Here is a 23,869-nt window from a genome sequence, read left to right as displayed (position 1 = left end):
CATGCGACCCGCGGCCAAGGCCGCCGCCGCCCCGATGGGGGGTGCGAGGACATGCCACCAGCGGTCCTCGGGCCCGCGGACCAGGCGTTCCGCGAAGCTGCGGCTGCTGGCAGGGGCGCCCTCCCAGATGATGCCGGCCAGGGGACCCCTGCCTTCGCGTTCCAGCTCGGAGAGTGCCAGCAGCCCCACCGAGGCCCCCAGGCTGCGACCGAGCAGCAGGATCCGACGGCGTTCGATGCCGGCGGCCTCCAGGTGATGGACCATCCGGACGACATCCCTGGATTCCATGGCCCCGAAGGTGACAGCTGGGGCGGGTCCTCCGCCGCGGAGGGCATCGTCGCGCCGCCGGTAGGTGAAGATGGCCGCATCCAGGCGGGGGAACCACTTGAGGGCCGGGCTGGTGCCCCAGCGGTCGTCGCCGAAGCCATGGAGCAGGAGCACCACCCCCGGTGAGGGCGCGGGGCGCATGAACCGCCATAGCTGCAGACCCTCCACTTCCACAGACGTCCATTTGCCGCCCGGGTCACCGTCGCGGCCCTCGGCCAGCTCGCGGTAGGTGGCCTCCACGCGAGCCAGGGGCTGGGGCCGGTAGAAGGGTGGGTCCACCAGCTCCCGGGCCACTGCGTGGGTCTTCCAGGCCATGAAGCCGCCGATGCCCAGCAGGGGCGCCAGACCCAGGGTGATCCAGACCCCGCGCCTCACCAGTAGCCCGTGGTGAAGAGGAAGTCGGCGCCCCGAAGCGGCATCTGGAGCTGACAGCTCAGGCGCTGATCCGGCCCGGCGGCGTTCCTGGCCAGCACTTCGGCTTCATGCGCATCGGCCGGCTCGAGCAGGTCCGCGCCCTGGAGCAGGGTGATCACACACTTGCCGCAGGCACCCCGGCCGGAGCAGGCCGAGGCCACCGGGAGCCCCTCGGCCAGGCAACGGGCCATGAGGGTTCCGTGCCCGCGGAGGAGATGGTCCCGCCTCCGGGTCCGGGCCACCACCGCCATGGCTACTTGAGGAGGACGGCCGTCACGCCAGGGAGTCCCTCAGCGGGCGGCAGGGGATCGGGCTTGCCGTAGAGGACCGAATCGAGCTTCTGGGCGAGGGTGACCTGGTAGAGCCCCTTGTCGGCGGGCAGGTCCAACTCGCCCATGTCCGGGCTGAAGGTCTCGCGCTGGCTGGTCAGGAAGTAGCGGTGCTTGCCGGGGGTCAGCCCCTTCACCTGGAGGCTGATGGCGCCCTTGGGGGACTGCTGTACCGGAATGCGGGCTCCGTCGAGCGTGAGCTCCACGGGACCGCGGACGGCGCGGGTGAAGCGGAAGACCACCGAACCCGCGGGAACCGGCGTTCTGGGCGTCAGGGGCACCTTGCTGCACCCCAGGAACAGCGTGGTGCCCAGCAACGCCAGGGCGGGAAGAACGGCGTGGAACTTCATGAAACCTCCGGAACTTCCATCATATGCGATGAAGGGAGCCGAGGTCCCGCGTTCATGACCGCCGGATCAGGACGACCGCCTGGGCGGCCAGCCCCTCGCCGCGGCCCGTGAAGCCCAGCGTCTCCGTGGTGGTGGCCTTCACGTTCACGCCGTCTGGAGGAAGCCCGAGGAGCTGCGCCACCCGGGCCTGCATCCTCTGGCGATGAGGCCCGATCTTTGGGCGCTCGCCGATGAGGCACACGTCCACATTGACCACCTGCCAGCCCCGTTCGGTCAGGTCGCCCATGACCCGGGCCAGGAGTAGGGCCGAATCCGCGCCCTTGTAGGCCGGGTCCGTGTCCGGGAAGTGCTGGCCGATGTCCCCGAGCCCCGCGGCGCCCAGGAGGGCATCCATGAGGGCGTGCAGCATCACATCCGCATCGCTATGCCCGGCCAGTCCACGATCATGGGGAATGACGCAGCCCATCAGTACCAGGGGGCGCCCTGCTTCGGGACCTGCGAACCGGTGGACGTCGAAGCCCTGGCCGACCCGGATGGCCGTCACGGGCCCTCCGCCCCAAGAGCCCGGTGGTTCCCCGTGGATTCGTCCGAGATCTTGAAGGTGCCGGTGATGGGGTGTTCCGGCAGGGTGATGATCACCTCGGTCCCCCGACCTTCCTCGCTGAGGAACTCCAGGGTGCCGCCGTGCTCCTCGACGATCTTCTTCACGGTGGCCATGCCGAGGCCGGTGCCCTTCTTCTTGCCGTAGCTGAAGAAGGGCTCGAAGATGCGCTTCAACACCTTGCGTGGAATGCCATGCCCGCGATCCTTCACGCGGATCTGGACGCCCCCCGTCACCTGGCTCCAGGCCACGACCACTTCCCCGCTCATGTCCGTGGTGGCGTCTAGGGCATTGGCCATGATGTTTTCCATGACCCGGGTGAAGCGACCCGGATCGAGCTTGATGAGGCAGGTGGGGCCTTCGGCCCGGAGCTGGACGCCCATTTCGGCGGCGCGTGGGACCATCGGCTCGAGGATGGCCTCGAGGAAGGCCCGCAGGTCGATGGTCTCCCGCTTGGGCTCGCGCACCTTGGCGAAGTCGAGCACATCCTGGCTCAGGTGCGTGAGCCGGTCCACGCACTCGAGGATCTTGCGGCAGTGGTGCCGGATCTTGTGGTCCTCCGTGGACAGCTCCAGCAGATCCGCGTGGCCGCGCAGGACAAACAGCCCGTTCTTGAAGTCGTGGACGATGGAACTGGCCACCTGGCCCACCGTGGCCAGCACGTGGGTCCGGAGGTTCTCCTCCGAGAGGCGGGTGCGTTCGATGGCGATGGCGCAGAGGGCGACGATGGCCTCGAAGGTCTCACGGTCCGGGGGTTCTGTGATGGGTCGGCGGCTGTCGAGGTAGACCACGCCCAGGCGGCGGCCCTGGAGCAGCAGCGGCAGGCAGAGGATGGTCTTCAGCTCCAGGCGTTGGATGGAGTGCTGGTTCAGCAGGTGGTGCTCGTCGGCCACGTTCAGGATCCAGATGGGATCGCCGGTCTCGAACACCTTGTGAACGCTGGAGAGGGACAGCTGAATCGAGCCTTCGAGCTCGTGCCCCAGGTTGCGCTGCACCCGGGTCTCCAGCTCGCCGTTTTCGAGCAGCATCAGGAAGCCGCGGTCGGTGCCCGAGATGGAGAGGAGCTTGTCCATGGACTGCTCGAGCAGGTCTTCGAGATCCACCTCCTCCGCGAGCAGCTGGGCCGTTTCGAGGATGGCCTGGAGGTGCAGCTCGGAACTGGACTGGTCGAGGCTGAGCAACGTGAGCGTGTAGGCCCCATCGGCCAGGCGGAGCGGGGTGCCGGGCTCCCAGGCGGTGCGCCCGAGCTGCTGGTCCTTGTAGAAGCTGCCGTGGGTGGTCTGCAGGTCCTCGGCCCACCAGATGTCGTCGCGCAGTTCCATCCGCAGGTGGTTGCGGCTGATCATGCTGTCCGACAGCACCACGTCGCAGAGGCTCTGCCGCCCCAGGGTGACGGAGCGGGAGAGCGGCACGGTGCGCTCGAAGCCATGACGATCTCGGATCAGGAGCTGGTAGCGCTGGGCCACAGCACCTCCCGGGTGGTGGAGGGGGGAAGGCGGGGTTGGACTGCGTGAACCAAGATTATCCGTCCATCGGCTGGACACAAGTGGAAGTCCCGTGAGGGAATAGAAGCCATGCACCGACATCCCGACCTTGATCCCACCGGCGCCGCCGAGGACCCGGCTGAATACTCCCTCAGGCCGCAGAGGCTTCAGGAATATATCGGCCAGGAGAAGGTGAAGGCCCGGCTCGAGATCGCGCTGCAGGCCGCCGCCAAGCGCGGCGAGGTCCTCGATCACGTGCTGCTCTTCGGGCCACCCGGGCTCGGCAAGACCACCCTGGCGCACGTCCTGGCCAATGAGATGGGCGCGCCGTGCAAGGTGATCCAGGCCCCGGCCCTGGAGAAGAAGGGCGACCTCGCTGCGATCCTCACAAACCTCGAGGAAGGCGAGTTCCTCTTCATCGACGAGATCCACCGCCTCTCCGCTCCCATCGAGGAGCTGCTGTATTCGGCCATGGAGGACCGGAAGCTGGACATCCTCATCGGCCAGGGGCCCAGCGCCCAGACGCTGAAGGTGGACCTGCGCCCCTTCACTCTGGTCGGTGCCACCACGCGCGCCGGGCTGATCTCGAAGCCCCTGCACGACCGCTTCGGCATGGTTCATCGCCTGGAGTTCTACACCCGCGGGGAGCTGGCAATTATCGCCAACCGCTCGGCGGCTCTCCTCAGCATCCACCTGGCCAAGGAAGGCGCCGAAGCCATCGCCCGGCGCAGCCGGGGCACGCCGCGCATCTGCAACCGGCTCCTCCGGCGCTGCCGGGACTACGCGGAAGTGAAGGGGGACGGCACCATCACCGAGGCTTCCGCCGATGCCTGCCTGAAGCTGCACGAGGTGGACGACCTCGGCCTGGACGCCCTGGACCGCGAATACCTCCAGGCCATCTGCCACAAGCACCGCGGCGGGCCCGTGGGGCTCAGGACCCTGGCCGCGGCGCTCGGCGAGGATGAGGGCGCCCTGGAGGACCTGGTGGAGCCCTACCTCATGCAGGTGGGCTTCCTGGACCGGACACCCCAGGGACGGAAGGCCACGGATGCAGCCTATGCGTATCTGGGTGTGAAGTCGGATCCCGGGCCGCTGTTCCGCTGAGTTAGCGCTTCGCGTCGGCCTTCTTGGCTTCGGCGTCCGCCGCCTTGGCTGAGGGCAGCGATCCGCCCTTGGCGGCGGCCTTGGATTCGGCCTGGTCCTTGCGGACGCAGACGCCCTGGAGGGTGCCGCCCTCATCCACCACCAGCGAGCCAACCTCCACGTCGCCCTCGACATAGCCGGTGCCGTGGATTTCCAGGCAGTCGGTGATCTTCATGATGCCTTCGGCCCGGCCAGTGACGACCAGATGCTTCGCAAAGATGGTGCCCTTCACCAGTCCGCCGGGCGCGATGGAGACTTCGCCGGTGGAGTGGATGGTGCCCTCCACCACGCCTTCCACGCGGAAGCTGCGGGAGTTGGTGTGGACCTCACCTTTGAACAGCACCTCCTTGCCGAGCAGGGAGTGGATGGCAGGGGCGGGTTCGGGCTTGGACTTGTTGCTGCGGAAGACGGCCATGGATCACTCCTCGAGTCAGGACTGCTTGCCAAGGGCGCGGAGCCACTGGCGCTGGAGCCGGAGGTAGGGCTGGGGGTTCACGGGCTTCCCGTTCCGACGGACCTCGTAGTGGAGGTGGACACCCGTGGCGTTGCCCGAGCGTCCCATGGACCCCAGGATATCCCCACGCGACACCTTCTGGCCGACCTTCGCCTCCAGGCGGTTCAGGTGGGCGTACAAGGTCTCCTGGTCCTCGGTGTGGCGGACGCGCACGCCCCAACCGTAGCGATCCATCCAGCCCGCTTCCACGACCTCGCCGTCGGCCGTGGCCTGGACCGGGGTGTCGATGGCGTTGCTGATGTCGATGCCCGTGTGGTACCCGAGCAGGCCATCCCCCTCCTCGTTGGACCGGGAAAAGGGACTGAGCCGGACGCCGAAGCCTGAGCTGAGATACCCGGCCGTGGGCGGGATCGAAGGGGTGTGCGTCCAGGCCCGGATCACCGGCTCCATGCGGGCGCGCACCACGGCGGCCTGTTTCGACGTGTAGTCGAGATCCTGCCGCAGACGCGAGAGGCGCTCCTGGGTCCCCGGCGGCAGGGGAGCGGGACTGGGCTGGCCCGGCGGGGCGGGCAGGGGGGAGCCGACCTGGGCCTTGGGATCCAGCAGCTTCAGGAGCTCCGTGTGCTGCTTACGCAGCATGGCCACTTCGCTTTCGAGGGTCTGGGCCTGGTCCAGCGAGGAACGCAACTGCTCCTGCTGTTCCTGGGTCTCCTTGGCGAGCCGGCCGAAGCTCATGATCTTCTTCGTCGCCCACAGGCCGTAGCCGGAGCCGATCATGGCCAGGGCCCAGAAGCCCACCACGCCGCCCAGGACCCAGAGCATCAGCCGACGGGTGAGCGACCAGCGGAAAGTCCGGTCGCTCAAGACGACCATCACCGTGAGCCAGCGCCCGGAATCAGGGCGGCTGGAGCGCACGGCGCGGCGGCGTTCAGGCTGATGGGAGGACATGGCCCCCCAGCATACCTGGGAACAGTCGCACGGGCGAAACGTCTTCTTACAACCTATGGACTAGAGCGGTGCCAGCAGGGACTTCGACAGCCAGTATTCCAAGGCATGACCTGCGAAAAAGACGAGGCCGATCAGGCTGTTCAGGGTGAAGAAAGCCTGATCGATGTGGGTCAGATCCCCGCTTCGGACCAGCCATTGTTCCCTGGCCAGCATGGCGGCGACCGCCACCCATCCGGCCCAGGCCCAGAGATGGCCGACCATCTGGTGGTTGAACATCCCCCAGCAGAGCAGCGCCACGAGGTGCAGGCCGCGGGAGAGGTACAGGGCGCCCCGGGTGCCCAGCTTCGAGGGAATCGAGTGGAGGCCCCTCGAGCGGTCGAAGGCCTCGTCCTGCAGCGAGTAGAGGATGTCGAAGCCCGCGGTCCAGGCCAGCACGCCGGCGGACAGCCACAGGGCGGGGGCCTCGATCCGGCCCGAGACGGCGATCCAGGCACCGAGGGGCGCGCCGGACAGCGACAGCCCGAGCACCACATGGGCCCAGGCGGTGAACCGCTTGCAGAGTGAGTAGCCCAGGATGATGACCAGGGCCAGCGGGGACAGGGCCCAGGTGAGGGGCCCGAGGGCCCCGGCGGCCGCACCGAAAAGGATGATGCCCACGCCCAGGAGGGTCATGGCCGCCAGCTTCGACACCCGGCCGGCCGGCAGGGCGCGGCTGGCGGTGCGGGGGTTCTCCGCGTCCACATCCACGTCCACCAGGCGGTTGAAGGTCATGGCCGCGGTGCGGGCCCCCACCATGGCCAGGAGGATCCAGAGGGACGTGCGCAGCGGGGGCAGACCCTGCGCCGCCCCGATGGCGCCCAGGAGGGCGAAGGGCAGCGCGAACACCGTGTGCTCGAACTTGATCATGTCGAGCAGTTCCCTCAGCGGTCCAATCCGGGCCCGGTTGGGCGGACCTGGCGGGGAGCTTTCGCTTGGTGCGAGGGAGGCCGGTGGGTCGGGGTCCACCACTCCGGCGGGGGCGGCCAGGGGGGCGGGTGTCGGCTCCGGTTCAGGATCAAGAGGTTCCATCGGTTCTCATGATCGGATGAAACCGCGGGTTTGTCTGCGTGGGCCGGTCCGCCGCCGGCCCAGCCCCAGGGTGAGGGTCAGTCCAGGCACAGCTGTCGCAGGTGGCTCGCGACCTCCTCCGCCGAGAAGGGCTTGGGCAGCAGCAGCGTCCGGGCATGACGCGCCACCAGGTCCATGGCCGACTGGTCGGCCCGCCCCGTGGCCAGCAGGACAGGCAGGTCCGGGTAGGCCGCGCGCAGCAGGGGCAGGGTGCCGGCGCCGCCCAGGCCAGGCATGTTCAGGTCCAGCAGCACGGCTTCCACCCGCAGGCCCTCCTCCAGGCATTGGAGGGCCTCCTCGCCGCTCGCGGCAAGGGTGGGGACGTGGCCCATGGAGCGCAGGAGCTCTGCCAGCGTGATCTGGATGAGCTCGTCATCGTCGATGACCAGGATGTTCATGGGCCGGTGCACCCGGGGATCGGCCGGGCTCGCCGTCCCGGTTGGCACGGCCAACAGGGTGGCCGGGAACTCCATCGAGACCCTGGTGCCGACGCCCACGGTGCTGGTGATCTCCAGGCGGCCGTGATGGGCCTTCACGGTGCCATAGACGATGGCCAGCCCCAGGCCGGTGCCCTTGCCTTGGACCTTGGTGGTGAAGAAGGGATCCAGGGCCTTCTCCAGCACGTCGGGAGGCATCCCGCAGCCCGTGTCCGCGACCTCCAGACTCACGAGATCGGGGTCCAGGTTCCGGGTGGCCACCCGGAGCGTGCCGCCCTCCGGCATGGCGTCCATGGCGTTCACGCACAGGTTCATCAGCACATGGCTGAGGGAGGAGGGATCCCCGTGGATGGGGCGCAGGCCTTCGGCCAGGTCCAGGTCGATGCGGATGTTGGCGGGGATGGTGCGCTCCAGCAGGGCCGCATCCTCGCGGACCACCTCGTTCAGGTCGAGGATGCGGACCTCCTCCAGCCCCTTGCGGGCGAAGCCCAGCAGGCCCTTGACCAGCGTGCGACCCCGGGTGCAGGCCTTCAGGATGGTGTCCATGCTCTTCCGCAGCCGCGAGCCTTCCGGTTCCTGCTCCTGGTGGATGGAAGCCAGCCCCATGATGGCGCCCAGCACATTGTTCATGTCGTGGGCCACGCCCCCGGCCAGGCTACCCAGGCTCTCCATCTTCTGGGTGCGGGCGACCTGCTGTTCGAGCTGCAGGCGCTCCTTCTCGGCCTGCTTCTGCTCGGTGATGTCGCTGACCAGGCCCATGAAACGGTTGGGGGACAGCTGCACGGATTCCAGGGCCCAGATGCCCTGGCGACCATCCTTCCTCAGGAAGGCGCACTCGACGGAAACTTTGCCACCCACAGCCACCTGCTCGAACCGCCGGGTCGCGAGGTCCAGTTGGTCTTCCGGCACGAGGTTGGAGAGGTGCATGCCGAGCAGCTCCGCCTCGGCATAGCCGGTGATGGCGCTGGCGGCGGGATTGACCTGCAGGTAGCGGCCCGTCTCGTCGCAGATGAAGACACCGACCGGCGCATTCTCCACATAGCCGCGGAAGCGGGCCTCGCTATCCTGGAGGGCCAGCTCCGCCAGCTTGCGCTTGGTGATCTCCAAGAAGGCGGCCACGAAGTGATCCGGCTTGTACTGGTAGCCGACGCAGTCATACCAGCGCCCATTCGTCTCCAGGTACTGTTCGAACCGGATGCGCTCGCCGGTCCGGGCGACTTTGCCGAAGGTGCCGATCCAGTCGAAGGAATCCTTCTCGATCCCTGGGAAGGCCTCTGTCACCAAGCGCCCACGCGGATCCACCCCGGTCAGCTCGATGTAGTTGGCGTTGGCATCGATGAAGACGTAGTCCACGGGCCGGCCCGTTTCGTCATACACCATTCGGTGGTAGGCCACGCCCAGTGGCCCATTGTCGAAGAGGGCGCGGAACTTCCACTCCGCCTCGAGGAGCGCCTGTTCCCCCTCCTTGCGCTCCGACACATCCGTGCAAAGTGCCAGGAGGATCCTCCTCCCCTGGCTGCTAAAGGTCGAGAACGCGGCAGCGAGCCAGACCTCCTTGTCGAAGGTGGAGGTCAGCCTGACCTCGAGCTGCTCGTCCACGCCGCTGGCCAGCACCCGCTCGGCCATCTCGAGGAGGCCGCTGGTGCGCCACGCGCCAAGGTCGCGGAAGGACTGTTGCAATAGTTGGTCCCTGGTGCCGCCCACGACTTGGGCGATGGCCTCATTGGCGAGGAGGCAGCGCCCTGTCTCCCCGTCGTAGGCAACGGCCCCGATGGGCATGGTGGCCAGCAGCTGCTCATTGAAGCGGAACGCCTCCTTGAGTCGGGTCTCGCTCTCCCTCAGGGCGGTCTCGATGGCCTTGCGCTCGGTGATGTCCACAAAGGAGACGAGCACGCGATCGAGGGTCTCCTCGCAGCCAGGCTGGACCGCGAAGGAGATTTCGAACACTAGATGTTGCCCATGGGCATCCAGATGGGGGCCTTCGAGCCGAAACCGCGTCTGTCCATCGACGAGGGCACAGAGCTCTTCCTTGAACGTCTCCAACGAATCGGGCGTGAAGTAGTCCTGCAGATTGCGGACAAGCTCCGCTTCGTTCCCTGCCTTGAGGCTGAGCAGGCTGGCCCGGTTGACCCGGAGGACGCGCACCAAGCTGGCGAGGTGGGCCACCTCCCCCGGGTGCTTGGCGAAATGGGCCCGGAAATCCACCACCCCCTGGTGTCGCAGGGCGTCCAAATGGGCCTTCACCTGAGAGAAGTCCTCTTCCCAGATGCCGATGGGGGAATCCTCGAACATGGCCCTGAACCGCGTTTCGCTCTCGCGTAAGGCCATCTCGGTGGTCTTGCGCTCGGTGATGTCCTGGATGAACCCGAAGACTCTTCGCCGGGAGGGATCGACCTTGCCAATGACATGCACCTGCCTCAGGTTCCCCTTGGCCGTTCTGATCCCCAACTCGAGTTCAAAGCCCTGGCCGTGCTCGATGGCGTGCTGGACGGCCGCCTCGATGACCGGTCGGGAGCCTTCTTCGTAGAACGTCATCCCCTGTTCCACCGTCGGATGGTGGTCGGGATCGAGCTCATGGATCCGGTAGACCTCCTCGGTCCAGGTCAGACCCTGGCTGTCGAGGTCGATCTCCCAGCCACCGACATGGCTGACGCGCTCGGTATCCGCCAGGAAACGCTGGCTCGTTTCCAAGGTCCTGGCGGCCTTTTTACGCTCTGTGATGTCCAGCGTGATCCCCAGCATCCGAAGGGGTTGGCCAGACTCATCAACGATGCAGATGGCAGAGCCGAGGGTATACGCCTCGGACCCGTCGGGGCGGACGATGCAGAGCTCCTTCAGGTCGCCGAGGGAGGGGGCACCCTTGTGGAATTCCGGTTCCGTCACGGCGCGGTTCCAGGCCTCCTCCATGTTCTTCCGCTGGAGATCGCGGTAATCCGGCCGGGTGAAGGCCATGTAGTCGGACCCCACCCCCGTGAAGTCCCCCCTCTCGACGCCGTAGATGCTGAACATCTCCCCGAACCACTCGGTGCGATCGGTTTTGGGGTCCCACTCCCAGATGCCGAGCCCCGCCACCCCCATGGCCTGTCGCAGGCGCTGCTCGCTGACTTGGAGGGCTTCTTCGGCCTGCCTCCGCTCTGTGATGTTCCGCACGAAGACCACCATCTGGTCCAGGTTGGACTGGTGGGTCACGGAGATTTCGACGGGGAAGACCGAGCCGTCCCGCCTCCGGTGTTCGGACTCGAACACATCCCAACCCTGGCTGGCGATCTTGGCCACGTGCTGCCGCGCCCGTTCGTCATCCTCCTGGGCTTCGATGTCCACCAGGCTCAGTTGCAGCAGGGCCTCCCGCGAGTAGCCCAGCATGCGGCAGGCGGCTTCGTTGACATCCCTGAACCGCCCCTCCAGATCCATGAGCCAGACTGCGTCCCGGGCGGTCTGAAGCATGGCCCGGGCCTTGGCTTCACTGTCAGCCATGGCTTGTTCGGCCTGATTCTGCATGGTGTGGTCCAAGCAGATGCCGGCCATGCGGATGGGGCGTCCCTGGGCGTCCAGGTCGAAGGCTCCCTGGCCCCGGATCCACCGAATCTGGCCGTCGGGCAGGACCACGCGGTAATCATTCGCGAAGGGGGTGCGCTCGGCGATCACCTTCTCCGTATGTGCCTCGACGGCCTTCAGGTCGTCGGGGTGGAGGATGCGGCGCCAGGTTTCGGGGGTGGCCCGGTCCTGGTCCGGGTCCAGCCCATAGAGGCGGAACAGCTCCGGGGACCAGGTGAAGTGGCCGCTCACCAGGTCCCACTCCCAGAGGCCGGCCCCGGCGGCCCGCTGGGCGAAGGCGAGCTGTTCGTGGGCCTGTTCCAAGGCCACCTGGGCGAGCTTCTCATCGGTGATGTTCTCGTGGGTGATGACCGCCCCGCCCTGGGCCGCCAGCAGGGGCTGGATGTGCATCCGGAACCAGCGCGTTTCGGTGGGGCTGTCGCAGGGGTACTCGGCCACGAAGGAGGGGCGGTTGCCGCTCAGCACATCGACCAGTCCTTGGCGGATGTCGGTGGTGTCACCCGCCGAGTTCTGGCAGGAGGAGGCCATCACCTCCAGGTAGTTGACCTGCTCCACGGTGCCCACGGTGTCCCGGATGCCGTTCGCCCGGGCGAAGCGTCGCCAGGGCTCGTTGACGGCGATGATGTTGGCCGCTCCGTCGAGCACGGCCACGTGGGCCTCCAGCGAGTCCAGGGTCTGGTCCAGGAGCTCCTTGGCCGCCCGCAGGGCTTCCCCGGCTCGGGTCCGCTCGCTGATGTCCCTGACCTGCGCCAAGGCCCGGTGGTGGTCACCTATGCGGATGACCGAGACGGTGACCTCCGCGGGGAACTGGGTTCCGTCCTTCCTCCGATGGGTGGTCTCGAAGGTCACGGCCGGCTGCCCGATCAGCGCGGTGAACCGGGCCTGATAGCCCTCGAGGGTAACGTTCGGGTCCGTATCCATTACGGACAGGCCCAGCAGTTCCTCGCGGGTGTAGCCCAGCGCCCGGCAGGAGGCTTCATTCACCTGGAGGTAGCGCCCGTTCTCATCAAGCAGCTCCAAGCCATCCCCGGCCTGCTCGACGAGGGTGTGCCAGCGGGCCTCTGATTCTTTCAGGGAGGCCTCGAGCCGCCGCCGCTCCGTGAGGTCGTGCAGGGTGACCATGGCGCGGTACGGCGCCGGTTCTCCGGGATGGAACTCGGGAATGGCGCTCACTTCGAGCCAGACCCGCACGCCGGTGCGCTGGTTGGTCACGCCGAGGACCTGTCCCAGCACCGGCTTGCCGGTTCGGAGGGCCTTCATGGAGGGGTGGTCCTCGGCCGTGAAGGGCTCACCAGCCTCACTGATCACATCCCAGGCGGGGGACAAAGAAGTCCTCCCCAGGAACTCGTCCCGGCTGAGCCCGAAGAGCTCCAGCGCTGCCAAGTTCACATCGAGGAGGCTCCCGTCTGCCCGCTGCCGGAAGGCCCCCTGGGCCATGCTCTCGAACAGGGTGCGGTAGTCCGCCTCGCTCTGGTGCAGAGCCACCTCGGACCGCTTGCGCTCGGCGATGTCCCAGGCCAGGTCCGCCAGCCGCTGGACGGTCTGAAGATCCCGGTTGCCATAGGGGAAGGGCTTGTTGCCCACGCCGAGCAGGGCCACGATGCGCTCCTCCCGGAGGACGGGCACCACCAGCTCGCGCAGCACAGTGGCATGGCCCTCGGGCATCCCCTTCTTGTGCGGCAGGCTGGCGTAGTCGTTGTGGATCACCGGCTTCCGGGCATGGACGGCATCCACCCAGACCCCGGCCTTGTCCACCGCGTAGTGCATCCCATGGCCTTCGGCTTGGCAGAACTCGTCCTGGGTGCGGGTGCTCCAGGCCTGTAGGGTCAGGGTCTCCTGATCCTCCTCCATGAAGTGGAAGAAGCCGATGCAGCTGCCCGTGAGACGCTCGGCCTCATCGAGCGTGGCCCGCAGGATCTGCTCCAGGGTGGATGTGGCTGCCAACTCGGCGATGCGGGCGCGGGCGGCGAGGATCGACTCGGCCAAGTGGTGCCGCGTGATGTCGTCGAAGGAAACGAGGGCACCACCTTCAGCCGTGGGTTCGGCGGAGATCTCCAGCCAGAGGACATCGCCATCGGGCTTCACAACCCCCACCACGTGGCGGTGCACGGCCTTGCCAGTCCGCAACACCACGGCGCCCGGCGTCTCCTCCAGCGGCAGCACTGAGCCGTCGGTGGCGAGGATGGCCCACCGGCCTTCGCCCAACCTCTGGTCTAGCAGGGCTCGCCGATCAAGTTCCAGCAGCTTCAGGGCCGCGGCGTTGGCCTCGACGTAGCGGCCCTCCCGGTCCAGTAGCAGCACGCCCTGAGGCAGGGCCTCGAAGAGCGAGGACCAGGAGGCAGGTTGGCCGATGGTTTCAGGCATTCAACGCCCGGGCGGAGGTGGTGTCCGGATTATGGATCGGCAGGGCGTGTAACGACTGTGATCTTTGGTAAAACCCAGGGACCCACAGCTCCCTGGGCGCTACAGCTTCCGGAGCATCAGGAGGGTGCGGTCATCCAGGTAGGGGGCTCCCTGGGTGAACCGATCCAGCTCGCCGAGCAGGGCGGCGTCCAGGGCCAACAGGGGCTGGTGCCGCTGCGCCACCGCCAAGGCTGTGAGGGCCTCGACCCCGAATTCCTCGTCCTGGGAATCCGCAGCCTCGGTGATGCCATCGGTGTAGACCAGCAGCAGATCCCCGGGGGCCAGCTGCAGGGTGGCCTCCCCGTAGGGGTTGCCCGGCAGCATGGCCAGGGGCAGCCCCTGGGCTTCCAGGGCCTGATGGGTGCCTTCCGGCTGGATGAAGAGCGCCGGGTTGTGGCCGGCATTGGTGTAGGTGAGCGCGCCGGTGGCGGGATCCAGCAGGGCGAGGAAGGCCGTGACGAAGCGCCGCCCATCGGTGTGCCGGGCTAGCATCTTCGACAGCTGAAAGGCGAGGTCCGCCGTGGACAGATCCCGCTCCGTCCAGGCCTCCAGGGTCGCCTGCAGGGAGGCCATGAGCAGACCGGGTCCCAGGCCCTTGCCGCTCACATCCGCCAGACAGAAGAGCCAGCGCCCGTCGCCCCGGGGCCACCAGCCGAAGAGATCGCCCGAGACCTGTCGGCTGGGCAGGTTGTTGCCGTGGATCTCGTAGCCTTCGATTTCGGGGGGGAAGCCGGGCAGCAGGCCCTGCTGGATGTGACGGGCGAGGTCCAGCTCCTGGTCCACCTTCTTCCGGGCCAGGGCCTCCTCCCGCATCCGGCCCTGCTCCAGCTTGGCCGTGGCCAGGTGGGCCAGGATGCTGGCCAGCCGCAGGTCCTCCTCGTTGAAGGGCGGGCGGGGCGGGTGGGAATCCAGGTAGAGCAGGCCCTTCACCACGCCCTGGTGCTCCAGGGGCGTGACCATGGCCGAGGTGACACCGCTCAGCATGAGGGAAGGGGAGGCGAGACCCTGGTCCTCCCCGAAGTCGTTGAAGAGCACGGACTCCTTGCGCTCGAGGGCGGCATCGACGAGGCTGCGCGCCAGAAGGATGGGCTGGTTGCCTTCGGGGCCCCGCGAGGCCACGGTGTGCAGTCCGGCCCTGCTGTCCTGGATCAGGACGGCGGCCCGCCAGGGTTTCAGCAGGGTCCAGAGGCGATCCAACAGGTGGGCGAGCAGCTGCTCTGGTGGGCTGTCCTCCAGCAGTTCCAGCGACAGGGCCTGGATCTCCCGGATGACCTCCCGCAACCGCAGGGTCTCCGGAGCCTCCATGCGCCGGTCAGGAGCGGCCCGCAGGCGGTCCAATGGCAGCACGATGGAACCCGCTGAGGAGGAGGCATCCGTGTCGGCCCCGATGCGCACGCGCGGACCCTGCGAGGGTGATCCCAGCCGGATGGGCACCTGGCCCAGGCGGATCTCGTCCTCCTCCCGCAGGGGGTGGGGCACCGTGATGCGCTCGCCGTTCAGGGAGGTGCCGTTCAGCGAGCCGAGGTCCTCCAGGTAGGGGATGCCCTCTTTCAGGCTGATGCGCGCGTGGTGACGGCTGAGGCTGGCATCGGGAATGGCCACATCGTTCTGCGAGGAGCGGCCCAGCGTCCAGGACTTGGCCTCGCCTTCCAGGGGGATGGGCGGTCGGCCGGGGATGTGCAGTACCAGTGGCTTCAAGCGGCCTTCGAGGTCAAGAATGGCGCGGGTCCGGATGGGGAATTACAGGCAAGGTACACCACCTTGGCCCTGCATGGTTGACCTATGATGAGAACCATCCCCAGGCAACCATGTCCCTACAGGCAGGTACCCAACTAGGCCCCTACGAGATCCTGGCGCCCCTGGGCGCGGGCGGCATGGGCGAGGTCTGGAAGGCCAAGGACACGCGGCTGGATCGCTTCGTGGCAGTGAAGGTGCTGCCCGAGCACCTGGCGAAGAGCCCCGAAGCCCTGGCCCGCTTCGAGCGCGAAGCCAAGGCCGTGGCGGCGCTGAACCATCCGAACATCACGGGGATCTTCGATCTCGGGAACGTGGAAGGCCTGGCTTATGTGGCCATGGAGCTGCTCGAGGGAGAGACACTGCGAACGCGGCTGGAGCAGGGGCCGTTCACACCGAAGCGGGCCACAGAGCTGGCCATCCAAATGGCCCAGGGCCTGGCGGCGGCCCACGAGAAGGGCGTGGTGCACCGGGACCTGAAGCCCGACAACCTGTGGATCACGAAGGAAGGCCGGCTCAAGATCCTGGATTTCGGTCTGGCGAAGCAGTTGCCCGGGATCGGCCTGGGTTCGGATTCGTACCTGCCCACGGCGGCCATCCAGCCGGAGCACCACACCGAGAAGGGCATGATCCTGGGCACGCTGGGCTACATGAGCCCGGAGCAGGTGCGGGGCGAAACGGTGGATGCCCGGGCGGACCTGTTCAGCTTCGGCGTCGTGTTGTTTGAGCTGCTCACAGGCAAGCGCGCCTTCGCGCGGGACACGGCCAGCGACACCATGGCGGCCATCCTGCGGGATGACCCGCCCGAGCTGGAGGGCACCAGCCGACCCATTCCCCTGGCCCTCCGCCGCATCATCGACCACTGCCTGGAGAAGGCCCCCTCCCTTCGCTTCCAGGATGCCCGCGACGTGGCCTTCGCCCTGGAGAGCCTGTCGTCCTCCGAGGCCACCGCCCCCATCTCGGCCCCCTTTGCTCCGGAAAACCGGCGGGCGACGCGGATCTGGGCGGCCCTCGCCGTCGTGCTCATGGCGGGTGTGGGCGTCGCAGGCTGGGCCTTCCGGGGTGCCGAGCCCAAGCCCACCTTCAAGCGCCTCACCTTCGGCAAGGGCACCGTGGACGGAGCCCGGTTCGCGCCCGGCAGCAAGGATGTGCTGTTCAGTGCCCGCTGGAATGGTGAACCGCCCGAAGTCTTCTCGCTCAACCCGGCAGCCTTGGAGCCCCGCAGCCTGGGCGTGAAGGGGGGCACCCTCCTGTCGGTGTCGGCCACCGGTGAACTCGCCCTCAAGATGCGCCCGCGCCTTTGGGCCAGCTTCGAGCTGGGCCAGCTGGCCAGAGTCACGCCGGGTGGCGGCATCCGCGTCATCCAGGAGAGCGCCTTCGACTCGGACTGGCTCCCCGATGGCAGGCAGATGGCCCTGGTCAGCAGCGGAATCGGTTCCATCAGTGCCCAGCCGGGCGGTTCTCCGCGACAGGCCGTGCTGGAATTCCCGGCGGGACAGGCCGTCTCCTCGGACATCACGTTCACCTGGGGAATCCGGGTCTCTCCGCGGGGAGATCGCCTGGTCTGCTTCGAGCAGCCCACCTACAACCGCGGAGATGGTGCCATCGTGCGGGTGGACTTGAATGGAAGCCGGAAGGCCATCTGTGCGGTCAAGGGCTTCACGGGCCTCGCCTGGGGGCCGGATGGCGATGAAGTCTGGTACAGCGAATTCAAGGATGGCTGCAGCTCTCTGTGGGCGGTGACGGCTTCCGGCCGGAAGCGCCTGCTCACCCGGCAGGCGGGCCTGCTCGAACTGTTGGACGTGGCCCAGGATGGCCGGGTGCTCGCCAGCCTTGGCCTGGTCATGAGTGGCACCATGGGCATGAGCCCACCGGAGTACCGGGAGAAGGACCTCTCCTGGAACGATGCGAGCTTTGCCAAGGACATCAGCCCGGATGGCAAGCGTCTGCTCGTGGGCGGCGGGGGCGGCTGGAGCAGTGACAGCGAACACCTGCCCCTCTACCTGCGGACCCCGGATGGGGCCCTGCCGACGCATCTGGGCGAAGCCGACACAGCCAGGTTCATGCCGGGCGGCCAGGAGGTGATGATGACCCTGCTGGTGGGTGGGACTCCCACCCTCAGCCTGGTCCCCCTCGGGCCCGGCCAGTCCCGTGCCTTCAGCGTGCCCGAACTGAGCATGGCCATGGATGCGGAACCTCTGGCCGACGGTCGTCGAATGCTCATCACCGCCGTCGGGGCCAAGCCATTTCAATTGCTGGACCTCGCCACGGGCCAGCGGACCCCCATCGGCGAGCCGGGCATGACCAGCACCGCCGGTGCCCGGGCGGTGTCCGTGGACGGTGCGTGGGTGTTTCTCCGGAAACTTTCCTCGAACCCCTTCGAATCACCGCACTTCATCCTGTCCACCAAAGGGGCTCCCAGCCGTGAGGTGAAGGGCATCGAGGTGGGGGAGGTGCCGATGCGCTGGGATTCCGATGGATCCGGCATCTACGTCTTCAACCGCGACGGTTTCCCCACCCGCATCACCCGCATCGACGTGGCCAGTGGCAAACGCACCCTCGTCCGGACGATCACGCCCACCAACCCCGCGGGTCTGCCCGGCATCCGGTCCTTTGCCATGACACCTGACGCGAAGCACCTAGCCTACAACTACGTGAGGAAACTGTCGGATCTCTACCTCATCGAGGGACTGAAATGATCCCCCGGCCCATGCCCAGCCTTTCTGCAGGAGATCCCCCCCGGATGATCCGATCCGCCGCGCTTGCCCTGCTCTGGCCCTGCCTCCTAGCCGCCCAGGCTGACCCGGCTCTATCGCACGCCCGGAAGTTGCTGAGGTCCACCATCCTCATCGACGGCCACAACGACCTGCCCTGGATGATCCGCGATGACCCCAAGGCGCCGCGGGACGTGGAGGCCTACGACCTGCGCCGGAAGACCTCCGGCGAGACGGATCTGGCGCGGCTGAAGCAGGGCCTCCTCGGGGCGCAGTTCTGGTCGATCTACGTGCCCGGGGAAATCAAGGAGGGCTTCGCGAAGGTCCAGCTGGAGCAATTCGACATCGCCCGGCGCATGATCGCGAAGTATCCCGAGGCCATGGAACTGGCCCTGTCCACCTCGGACATCCGCCGCATCCGGGCGAAAGGCAAGGTGGCCTCCATGCTGGGCATGGAGGGCGGCCACGTGCTGGAGAACTCCCTGGGCGCGCTGCGGGCCTACTACGACCTCGGAGCGCGCTACCTGACCCTCACCCACAACGTGACCCTGGACTGGGTGGACGCGGCCCTGGACAAGCCGACCCACGGTGGCCTGACGCGCTTCGGGAAGGAGGTGGTCCGCGAGATGAACCGCCTGGGCATGCTGGTGGACATCAGCCACGTGAGCCCCGACGTCATGCGGGACGTGCTCGACACCAGCGAGGCCCCCGTGATTTTCTCACATAGTTGTGCCAGGGCCCTGGTGGACCACCCCCGCAACGTGCCCGACGCCATCCTGAATCGCATGGCTGCCAACGGCGGTGTGGTGATGGTGACCTTCATCCCGCCCTTCGCGAACCGGGCATCGAAGGACTGGGAGGACGGCCTGGCGAAGCTCGCCAAGGGTTTGTCCTATGACGATGCGGCATACAAGAAACAGGAAGCCGACTACATCACGGCCCACGGCCCCGCGCCCAAGGCCTCCCTCAAGGATGTGGCAGACCACATCGACCACGTGGCCAGGGTTGCCGGGCATGGCCATGTGGGCATCGCCTCCGACTACTGGGGTGGCACGACTCCGGTGGGTCTGGAGGATGTCTCCAAGTATCCCGACCTCTTCGCCGAGCTCATCCGCCGTGGCTGGTCCGACGCCAACCTGCGCAAGCTCGCCGGGGAGAACCTGCTGCGCGCCTTCGCCAAGGCCGAGGGCATCGCCGGGCGGCTGCAGAAACAACGCCCCCCCAGCACCGCCACCATCGAGGGGCTCGATGGCAGGAAGTAGTCGAGCAACCCCCATCCCTGTGGAGCTTCTCCAGGAGGATGGCCGGAGGCACGAGTATCCGTTTGCCCGACTGGTAAGCGGTGAAGGGAACCATGACCCTTGGCGGATTCCGAAGGCTTGCCATGGGTGAAGGCATGGACGCCGGCCGAGCGCTTCCTCCTGACCCGCTGTTCTCCCAGGCAGAAACCTTTGCTGGAGATGAGTCGGCCTTCCAGTCACCCCAAGGGATGTCCCGGAAGGCCCAGGTTCCCGACTTCCCGGTGAAGGACTGGGACCGCTACGAGTTCCTGCGGTTCCTGGGGCAGGGCGGGATGGGCATGGTGTTCCTGGCCCGGGACCGGAAGCTGGGCCGCGAGGTGGCCATCAAGTTCGTGCGCATCGAGGAGGAGCGCCACCTGCTGCGGTTCATGGTGGAGGCCAGGGCCCAGGCGCGGGTGGACCACCCGAATGTCTGCAAGGTCTTCGAAGTGGGCGAGGTGGAGGGCAAGGTGTTCATCACCATGCAGGCCATCGCCGGGGTCTCCTTCGACCAGGTGCAGGGCCTCTCGCTCGAGCAGAAGGCGATCGCCCTGCGTGATGCGGCCCTCGGCGTCCACGAAGCCCACCGGGTGGGCATCATCCACCGGGACCTCAAGCCGTCGAACATCATGATCGAGCGGGCTGAGGACGGCTCGCTGCGCACCTTCGTCATGGACTTCGGCCTGGCCCACGAGTGGAACCAGGACGTCACGGAGACGGGCTCTGTGCTAGGCACCCCCGCCTACATGTCGCCCGAGCAAGCCCGGGGCGAGGTGTCCCGGCTGGACCGGCGCACCGACGTCTACGGACTGGGCGCCACCCTCTACCACCTGACCACGGGGCGCACGCCGGTCACTGGCACCAACGCGCTGGAGATCCTCAGCGCCATCGGCTCCGCAGACATCCCCTCGCTGCGGTCCATCAGTCAGGACATCCCCAGGGACCTGGAAGCCATCACGCTCAAGTGCCTGGAGAGGGACCGCTCCCGGCGCTACGACTCCGCCAGGGCCCTGGCGGATGACCTGGACCGGTTCCTGGCGGGGGAGACGGTCCTGGCCCGGCGCGCCGGCCTCATCTATCGCACGCACCGCCGCTTCATGCGGCACAAGACCCTGGCCGTGACCGGCACCGTGGCCTTCGTCCTGGTGCTCATGGCGCTTGGCGTGGCCCTCAAGACCCGCCTGGATGCGGGCCGCCGGGAGCGGCTGGCGCAGCACTTTATGGAGTCCATGGCCCGCATTGAATCCATGGCCCGCTATTCCGCCCTCTCCCCGCTCCATGACATCCGGCAGGACCTGAGTGCAGTCCGGGTCCACATGGCCCAGTTGCAGGAGGACATGAAACATGCGGGGGCACTCGCCAATGGTCCCGGCCACTATGCCCTCGGGCGCGGCTTCTGGACCCTGGATGATGTCGAGAAGGCCCGGGAGCATCTGCAGATGGCCTGGGATGCGGGATATCGCGAACCGCGGGTGGCCTTCGCACTGACCCAGGTCCTGGGGCGCCAGTATCAGGAGAAGCTGCTGGAAGCCGAGCGCATCGCCTCCGTGGACCAGCGGGAAGCCCGGAAGAACCAGATTGATGCCTCCCTGCGCACCCCGGCCCTGGCCTTTCTCCGGCAGGCAAGGGGCGCCGATGTGCCTTCACCCGCCTATCTCGAAGCCCTCATGGCCTTCTACGAGGGCCGCCTTGACGAGGCCCTGCAGCGCCTGAAAGTCCTGGAAAACGAGCTGCCCTGGTTCTACGAGGCCCCACTGCTACGGGGCTCTCTGCTGCAGACCCGGGCCTGGAAGTGGTGGAATCAGGGGAAGCGGGACCTGGCCCTGGCGGACTTCGAGGCTGGTCGGCGGGACCTGGCGGCGGCTGCCGCCAGTGGTCGCAGCGCCCCGGTGGTGTACGCGGCCCTGGCCGAGCTTGAGTTGAACGCGCTGTTCATGGAGAAATACGGTCTGGGCCAGGTCAAGCCGCCCTTCGAGCGGGGACTCGCCGCGGTGACGCAGGGCCTCGCCGCCCAGCCGGACCACGTGCCCTCGCTGATCCTGAAAGCCGCGCTGCTCTGCCAACGCGCAGACTCGCTCGCCACCCGAGGCGAGAACGCCGACGCCCTGGTGCAGCAGGCCGTGGCCGTCGCGCACCAGGCCCAGCTGGCGGGACCGGACCGGGCGGACGCCTGGGTGGCTCTGGGAAAGGCCTACTACCAGTGGGGCGATGCCCGCCTGGGGAGGAACCTCGATCCCACGGATCAGCTGGAGAAGGGGCTACGGGCGCTTGAGTCCCTTTCCCTGGAGAAGCGAGATTACACGGTGGAGAACCACATCGGCCTGATCCACCAGACTTGGTCGGATTACGAGGAGAAGCGGGGCGGGGACCCGCTGGGCCACCTCAGCGGCGCCATCGAGGCCTACGAGCGGGCCACGAGGATGGAACCCCACCTGTTGCCGGCGTGGATCAACCTGGGCACCTGCCTTCGGCAGCGAGCGGGCCTGCCCCGGGCCACCGCCCCGGAGGCTGACCTGCAGGCCGCCCTGAAAGTGCTGGAACAGGCTCGCAGCCTCAACCCCAGGCACTTCGTACCCTACTTCGTACAGGGGCAGGTGCTGGCCAGCCTCGGCGCGCTCAGACAGGAGCGGGGCGAGAATCCGGAGCCCGATCTCCTGCGGTCCCTGGAGGCGAGCCGCCGGGGGCTCAGCATCAACGCGGGCATCCCCCACCTGCACAACGTCATCGGGGTGGCCCAGGTCCAGCTGGCCCGCCACGCGTGGGAGACGGGAAGGGATCCGGCACCCTTCGCAGCCAGTGCCGAACAGGCCTTCCGGAAAGCCATCGAAGTCGGCCCAGGCCAGGTGCTCGCCTACATAAACCTTGGGGACCTGCTGACCTGGCGGGCGCGGCATGTGGTGGGCGCCAGTGCGGTCCAGAGGCTCCAGGAGGCCGAAACAGTGCTGCGGAGAGCCCAGGTGGTCTCCCCTGGTGAGGCTGGCGTGCTGGTGAACCTCGGTCGGGTTTCGGCAGTCCGTCTGGAAGGGATGACCAGGTCCGTCGGCGATGGGGCCCAGGTCGTGGCCGAGGGTGAGGCGGTTCTGGCAAGGGTGCTCGTCAAGGACCCCCAGCGCCGCGACGCCCTCCAGTATTTGGGTGAGTTGCGGACTGCCGCCGCACGGCTGAAAAGCCGCCGCGGCCAGGCCCAGCGCACAGACTTCGATGTGGCCGAACTGGTGCTCAAGAGGGCCCTGGATCTGCGTCCCGATTCCCAGGAGACCCTGCTGAGCTTAATCCGGCTCCTCCTGGCCCGTGCGGAGTGGGAGCGGGCCACGGCCCAGGATCAGGCACCCAGCCTCGGGAGGGGTGCGGTCTTCCTGGCGCAGGTCCTGAAGGCCAGGCCGAGCCTCGGCGAGGCGATCGCGCTGCAGGCCGCCCTGGACCTGGAGAAGGCCCGAACTCAGAGCCAAGCCATCCGAGGCCAGCAGGCGGAGCAGGCCCGGTTGGCCTTCCAGAAGGCCTTCTCCGCCAATGGGAACCTGGGCGCGGAGTTCAGGACAATGGCGGACCAGGCAAGGTTGCTGGCCCAACCTGAGCGGTGATGGTGGCCAGCCGCCCTGAGGTCGATTCAGCCAGTGACTTTGATGGATCCGGTCCCGCCCGTCGTCGCCTTGGAAGCATTGGAGAGGCTGGCCTGGAGGGCAGCCTGCTCCTGCTCGTCGGATTCAGGCGTGGGATTCTCCGGGTCCGGGATGATGGGCTTGTTGGTCATGGGACCTCCTGGGGAAAAGGGGGGAGGGAGACTAGGAACTTGAGACTCAGAACCTAATCGACCTGGAGCAGGGCCCAAGCCTAATTCCCTTCCCTCGGGAAGCCAAAGGAAATTTCAATCGGGCCGCAGGTATCCGGAAGGCTTCACGCCGCGGCAGGGAGCGGACCGGAGTCCCGTCCGGGGCGGTTGCTGGGACGTAAAACGCTGGATTGGCAGAAATTGATTGCTGAAGGACCAGGCGATTGCATCGAAATCGCTGCCCTAGCCTCCGAACTTGCTGCTGACTCGCGGAGGGTTGGATCCTATCCTGGTGGATTGACCGAAAGAGGTGACCATGACCCGCGTGCTCCTGCAGACCGACAAGGGCGACATCAACCTGGAACTCTTCCCGAAGGAGGCCCCGGCTACCGTGGCGAACTTCGTGAAGCTGATCGAAGCGGGCTTTTACGACGGCCTGGCCTTCCACCGCGTCATCCCCGATTTCGTCATCCAGGGCGGCTGCCCCAACACCAAGGCCGGCGCCTCGGGCATGCCCGGCACCGGCGGCCCCGGCTGGAAGATCAAGTGCGAGACCGCCGGAAACCCCCACAAGCACAAACTGGGCGCCCTCTCCATGGCACATGCCGGCAAGGACACGGGCGGCAGCCAGTTCTTCATCTGCAACGGCAGCGCCCCCAGCCACCTCGATGGTGTGCACACGGTCTTCGGCCAGTGCGTGGCGGATGGGGACATCCAGGTGGTCAAGGCCATCAAGGGCAATGACCGCATCGTGAAGGCCACGGTCACCGAGGCCTGATCGGGCTCCCATGCTGCACAGAATCGGGCGGCACAGCCCCCC

At 67.4% G+C, this 23,869-nt stretch carries 16 protein-coding genes; 5 read left to right on the top strand and 11 right to left on the bottom strand.

Annotated elements, in window-relative coordinates:
* The 5 genes from WAS25_RS11055 to WAS25_RS11035 form a co-directional block, all read right to left on the bottom strand.
* The coding region (locus tag WAS25_RS11055; RefSeq protein ID WP_422312017.1) for a hypothetical protein at positions 1-702 on the bottom strand (702 nt) is incomplete at its 3' end.
* Entirely contained in the window at positions 699-932 is a 234-nt protein-coding gene (locus tag WAS25_RS11050; protein WP_422312015.1) for a 2Fe-2S iron-sulfur cluster-binding protein, read from the bottom strand. The genes WAS25_RS11055 and WAS25_RS11050, both read right to left, overlap by 4 nt.
* Before the next feature lie 62 nt (positions 933-994).
* The gene (locus tag WAS25_RS11045; protein WP_422312013.1) at positions 995-1,420 is read right to left on the bottom strand and encodes a hypothetical protein; all 426 of its coding nucleotides are present in this window, start codon (positions 1,418-1,420) and stop codon (positions 995-997) included.
* A gap of 52 nt (positions 1,421-1,472) precedes the next feature.
* Positions 1,473-1,964: a 2-C-methyl-D-erythritol 2,4-cyclodiphosphate synthase gene (gene ispF / locus WAS25_RS11040; protein ID WP_422312011.1), complete on the bottom strand. Its 492-nt coding sequence runs from the start codon at positions 1,962-1,964 to the stop codon at positions 1,473-1,475.
* On the bottom strand, positions 1,961-3,487 hold the full coding sequence (locus WAS25_RS11035; RefSeq protein ID WP_422312009.1) for an ATP-binding protein: 1,527 nt from the start codon (positions 3,485-3,487) through the stop codon (positions 1,961-1,963). Before WAS25_RS11035 ends, ispF begins: the two co-directional genes overlap by 4 nt.
* Before the next feature lie 108 nt (positions 3,488-3,595).
* Here WAS25_RS11035 and ruvB point away from each other — a divergent pair, with 108 nt between their 5' ends.
* Positions 3,596-4,609, top strand: a complete 1,014-nt coding sequence (gene ruvB, locus WAS25_RS11030) for a Holliday junction branch migration DNA helicase RuvB (protein ID WP_422312007.1) — start codon at positions 3,596-3,598, stop codon at positions 4,607-4,609.
* Between the two features lies 1 nt (position 4,610).
* Here the strand turns inward: ruvB and WAS25_RS11025 are convergent, their stop codons facing one another.
* The 5 genes from WAS25_RS11025 to WAS25_RS11005 all read right to left on the bottom strand — a co-directional run bounded on the left by WAS25_RS11025 (position 4,611) and on the right by WAS25_RS11005 (position 15,250).
* Positions 4,611-5,063: a bactofilin family protein gene (locus WAS25_RS11025; protein ID WP_422312005.1), complete on the bottom strand. Its 453-nt coding sequence runs from the start codon at positions 5,061-5,063 to the stop codon at positions 4,611-4,613.
* Positions 5,064-5,078: 15 nt separating this feature from the next.
* The gene (locus tag WAS25_RS11020; protein ID WP_422312003.1) at positions 5,079-6,050 is read right to left on the bottom strand and encodes a peptidoglycan DD-metalloendopeptidase family protein; all 972 of its coding nucleotides are present in this window, start codon (positions 6,048-6,050) and stop codon (positions 5,079-5,081) included.
* A 60-nt stretch (positions 6,051-6,110) separates the two neighbouring features.
* Positions 6,111-7,118, bottom strand: coding sequence for a UbiA-like polyprenyltransferase (locus WAS25_RS11015; RefSeq protein ID WP_422312001.1), 1,008 nt, complete (start codon positions 7,116-7,118; stop codon positions 6,111-6,113).
* Between the two features lie 77 nt (positions 7,119-7,195).
* Positions 7,196-13,513 carry a PAS domain S-box protein gene (locus WAS25_RS11010; protein ID WP_422311999.1) on the bottom strand — a complete coding sequence of 2,106 codons (6,318 nt, stop codon included), beginning with the start codon at positions 13,511-13,513 and terminating at the stop codon, positions 7,196-7,198.
* A gap of 99 nt (positions 13,514-13,612) precedes the next feature.
* Positions 13,613-15,250 (bottom strand): SpoIIE family protein phosphatase, encoded by a 1,638-nt coding sequence (locus WAS25_RS11005; RefSeq protein ID WP_422311997.1) that lies wholly within the window; start codon positions 15,248-15,250, stop codon positions 13,613-13,615.
* Positions 15,251-15,360: 110 nt separating this feature from the next.
* Here WAS25_RS11005 and WAS25_RS11000 point away from each other — a divergent pair, with 110 nt between their 5' ends.
* The 3 genes from WAS25_RS11000 (at position 15,361) to WAS25_RS10990 (ending at position 22,861) form a co-directional block, all read left to right on the top strand.
* Positions 15,361-17,985: a protein kinase domain-containing protein gene (locus WAS25_RS11000; protein WP_422311995.1), complete on the top strand. Its 2,625-nt coding sequence runs from the start codon at positions 15,361-15,363 to the stop codon at positions 17,983-17,985.
* A gap of 44 nt (positions 17,986-18,029) precedes the next feature.
* Positions 18,030-19,262 carry a dipeptidase gene (locus tag WAS25_RS10995; protein WP_422311993.1) on the top strand — a complete coding sequence of 411 codons (1,233 nt, stop codon included), beginning with the start codon at positions 18,030-18,032 and terminating at the stop codon, positions 19,260-19,262.
* A gap of 227 nt (positions 19,263-19,489) precedes the next feature.
* The gene (locus tag WAS25_RS10990) at positions 19,490-22,861 is read left to right on the top strand and encodes a protein kinase domain-containing protein (RefSeq protein WP_422311991.1); all 3,372 of its coding nucleotides are present in this window, start codon (positions 19,490-19,492) and stop codon (positions 22,859-22,861) included.
* A gap of 26 nt (positions 22,862-22,887) precedes the next feature.
* Here WAS25_RS10990 and WAS25_RS10985 read toward each other — a convergent pair whose 3' ends face one another.
* Complete coding sequence (locus WAS25_RS10985) at positions 22,888-23,031, bottom strand: hypothetical protein (protein WP_422311989.1); 144 nt, start codon at positions 23,029-23,031, stop codon at positions 22,888-22,890.
* Between the two features lie 334 nt (positions 23,032-23,365).
* Between WAS25_RS10985 and WAS25_RS10980 the strand changes: the two genes are divergently transcribed.
* Positions 23,366-23,827 (top strand): peptidylprolyl isomerase, encoded by a 462-nt coding sequence (locus WAS25_RS10980; RefSeq protein WP_422311987.1) that lies wholly within the window; start codon positions 23,366-23,368, stop codon positions 23,825-23,827.
* Positions 23,828-23,869 lie beyond the last annotated feature (42 nt).

Origin of the sequence: Geothrix sp., from assembly GCF_049292215.1 — a bacterium.
GTDB lineage: Bacteria > Acidobacteriota > Holophagae > Holophagales > Holophagaceae > Geothrix.
Note: the sequence above shows the minus strand (reverse complement) of the source record. Positions and strands in the feature narration are given on the sequence as shown.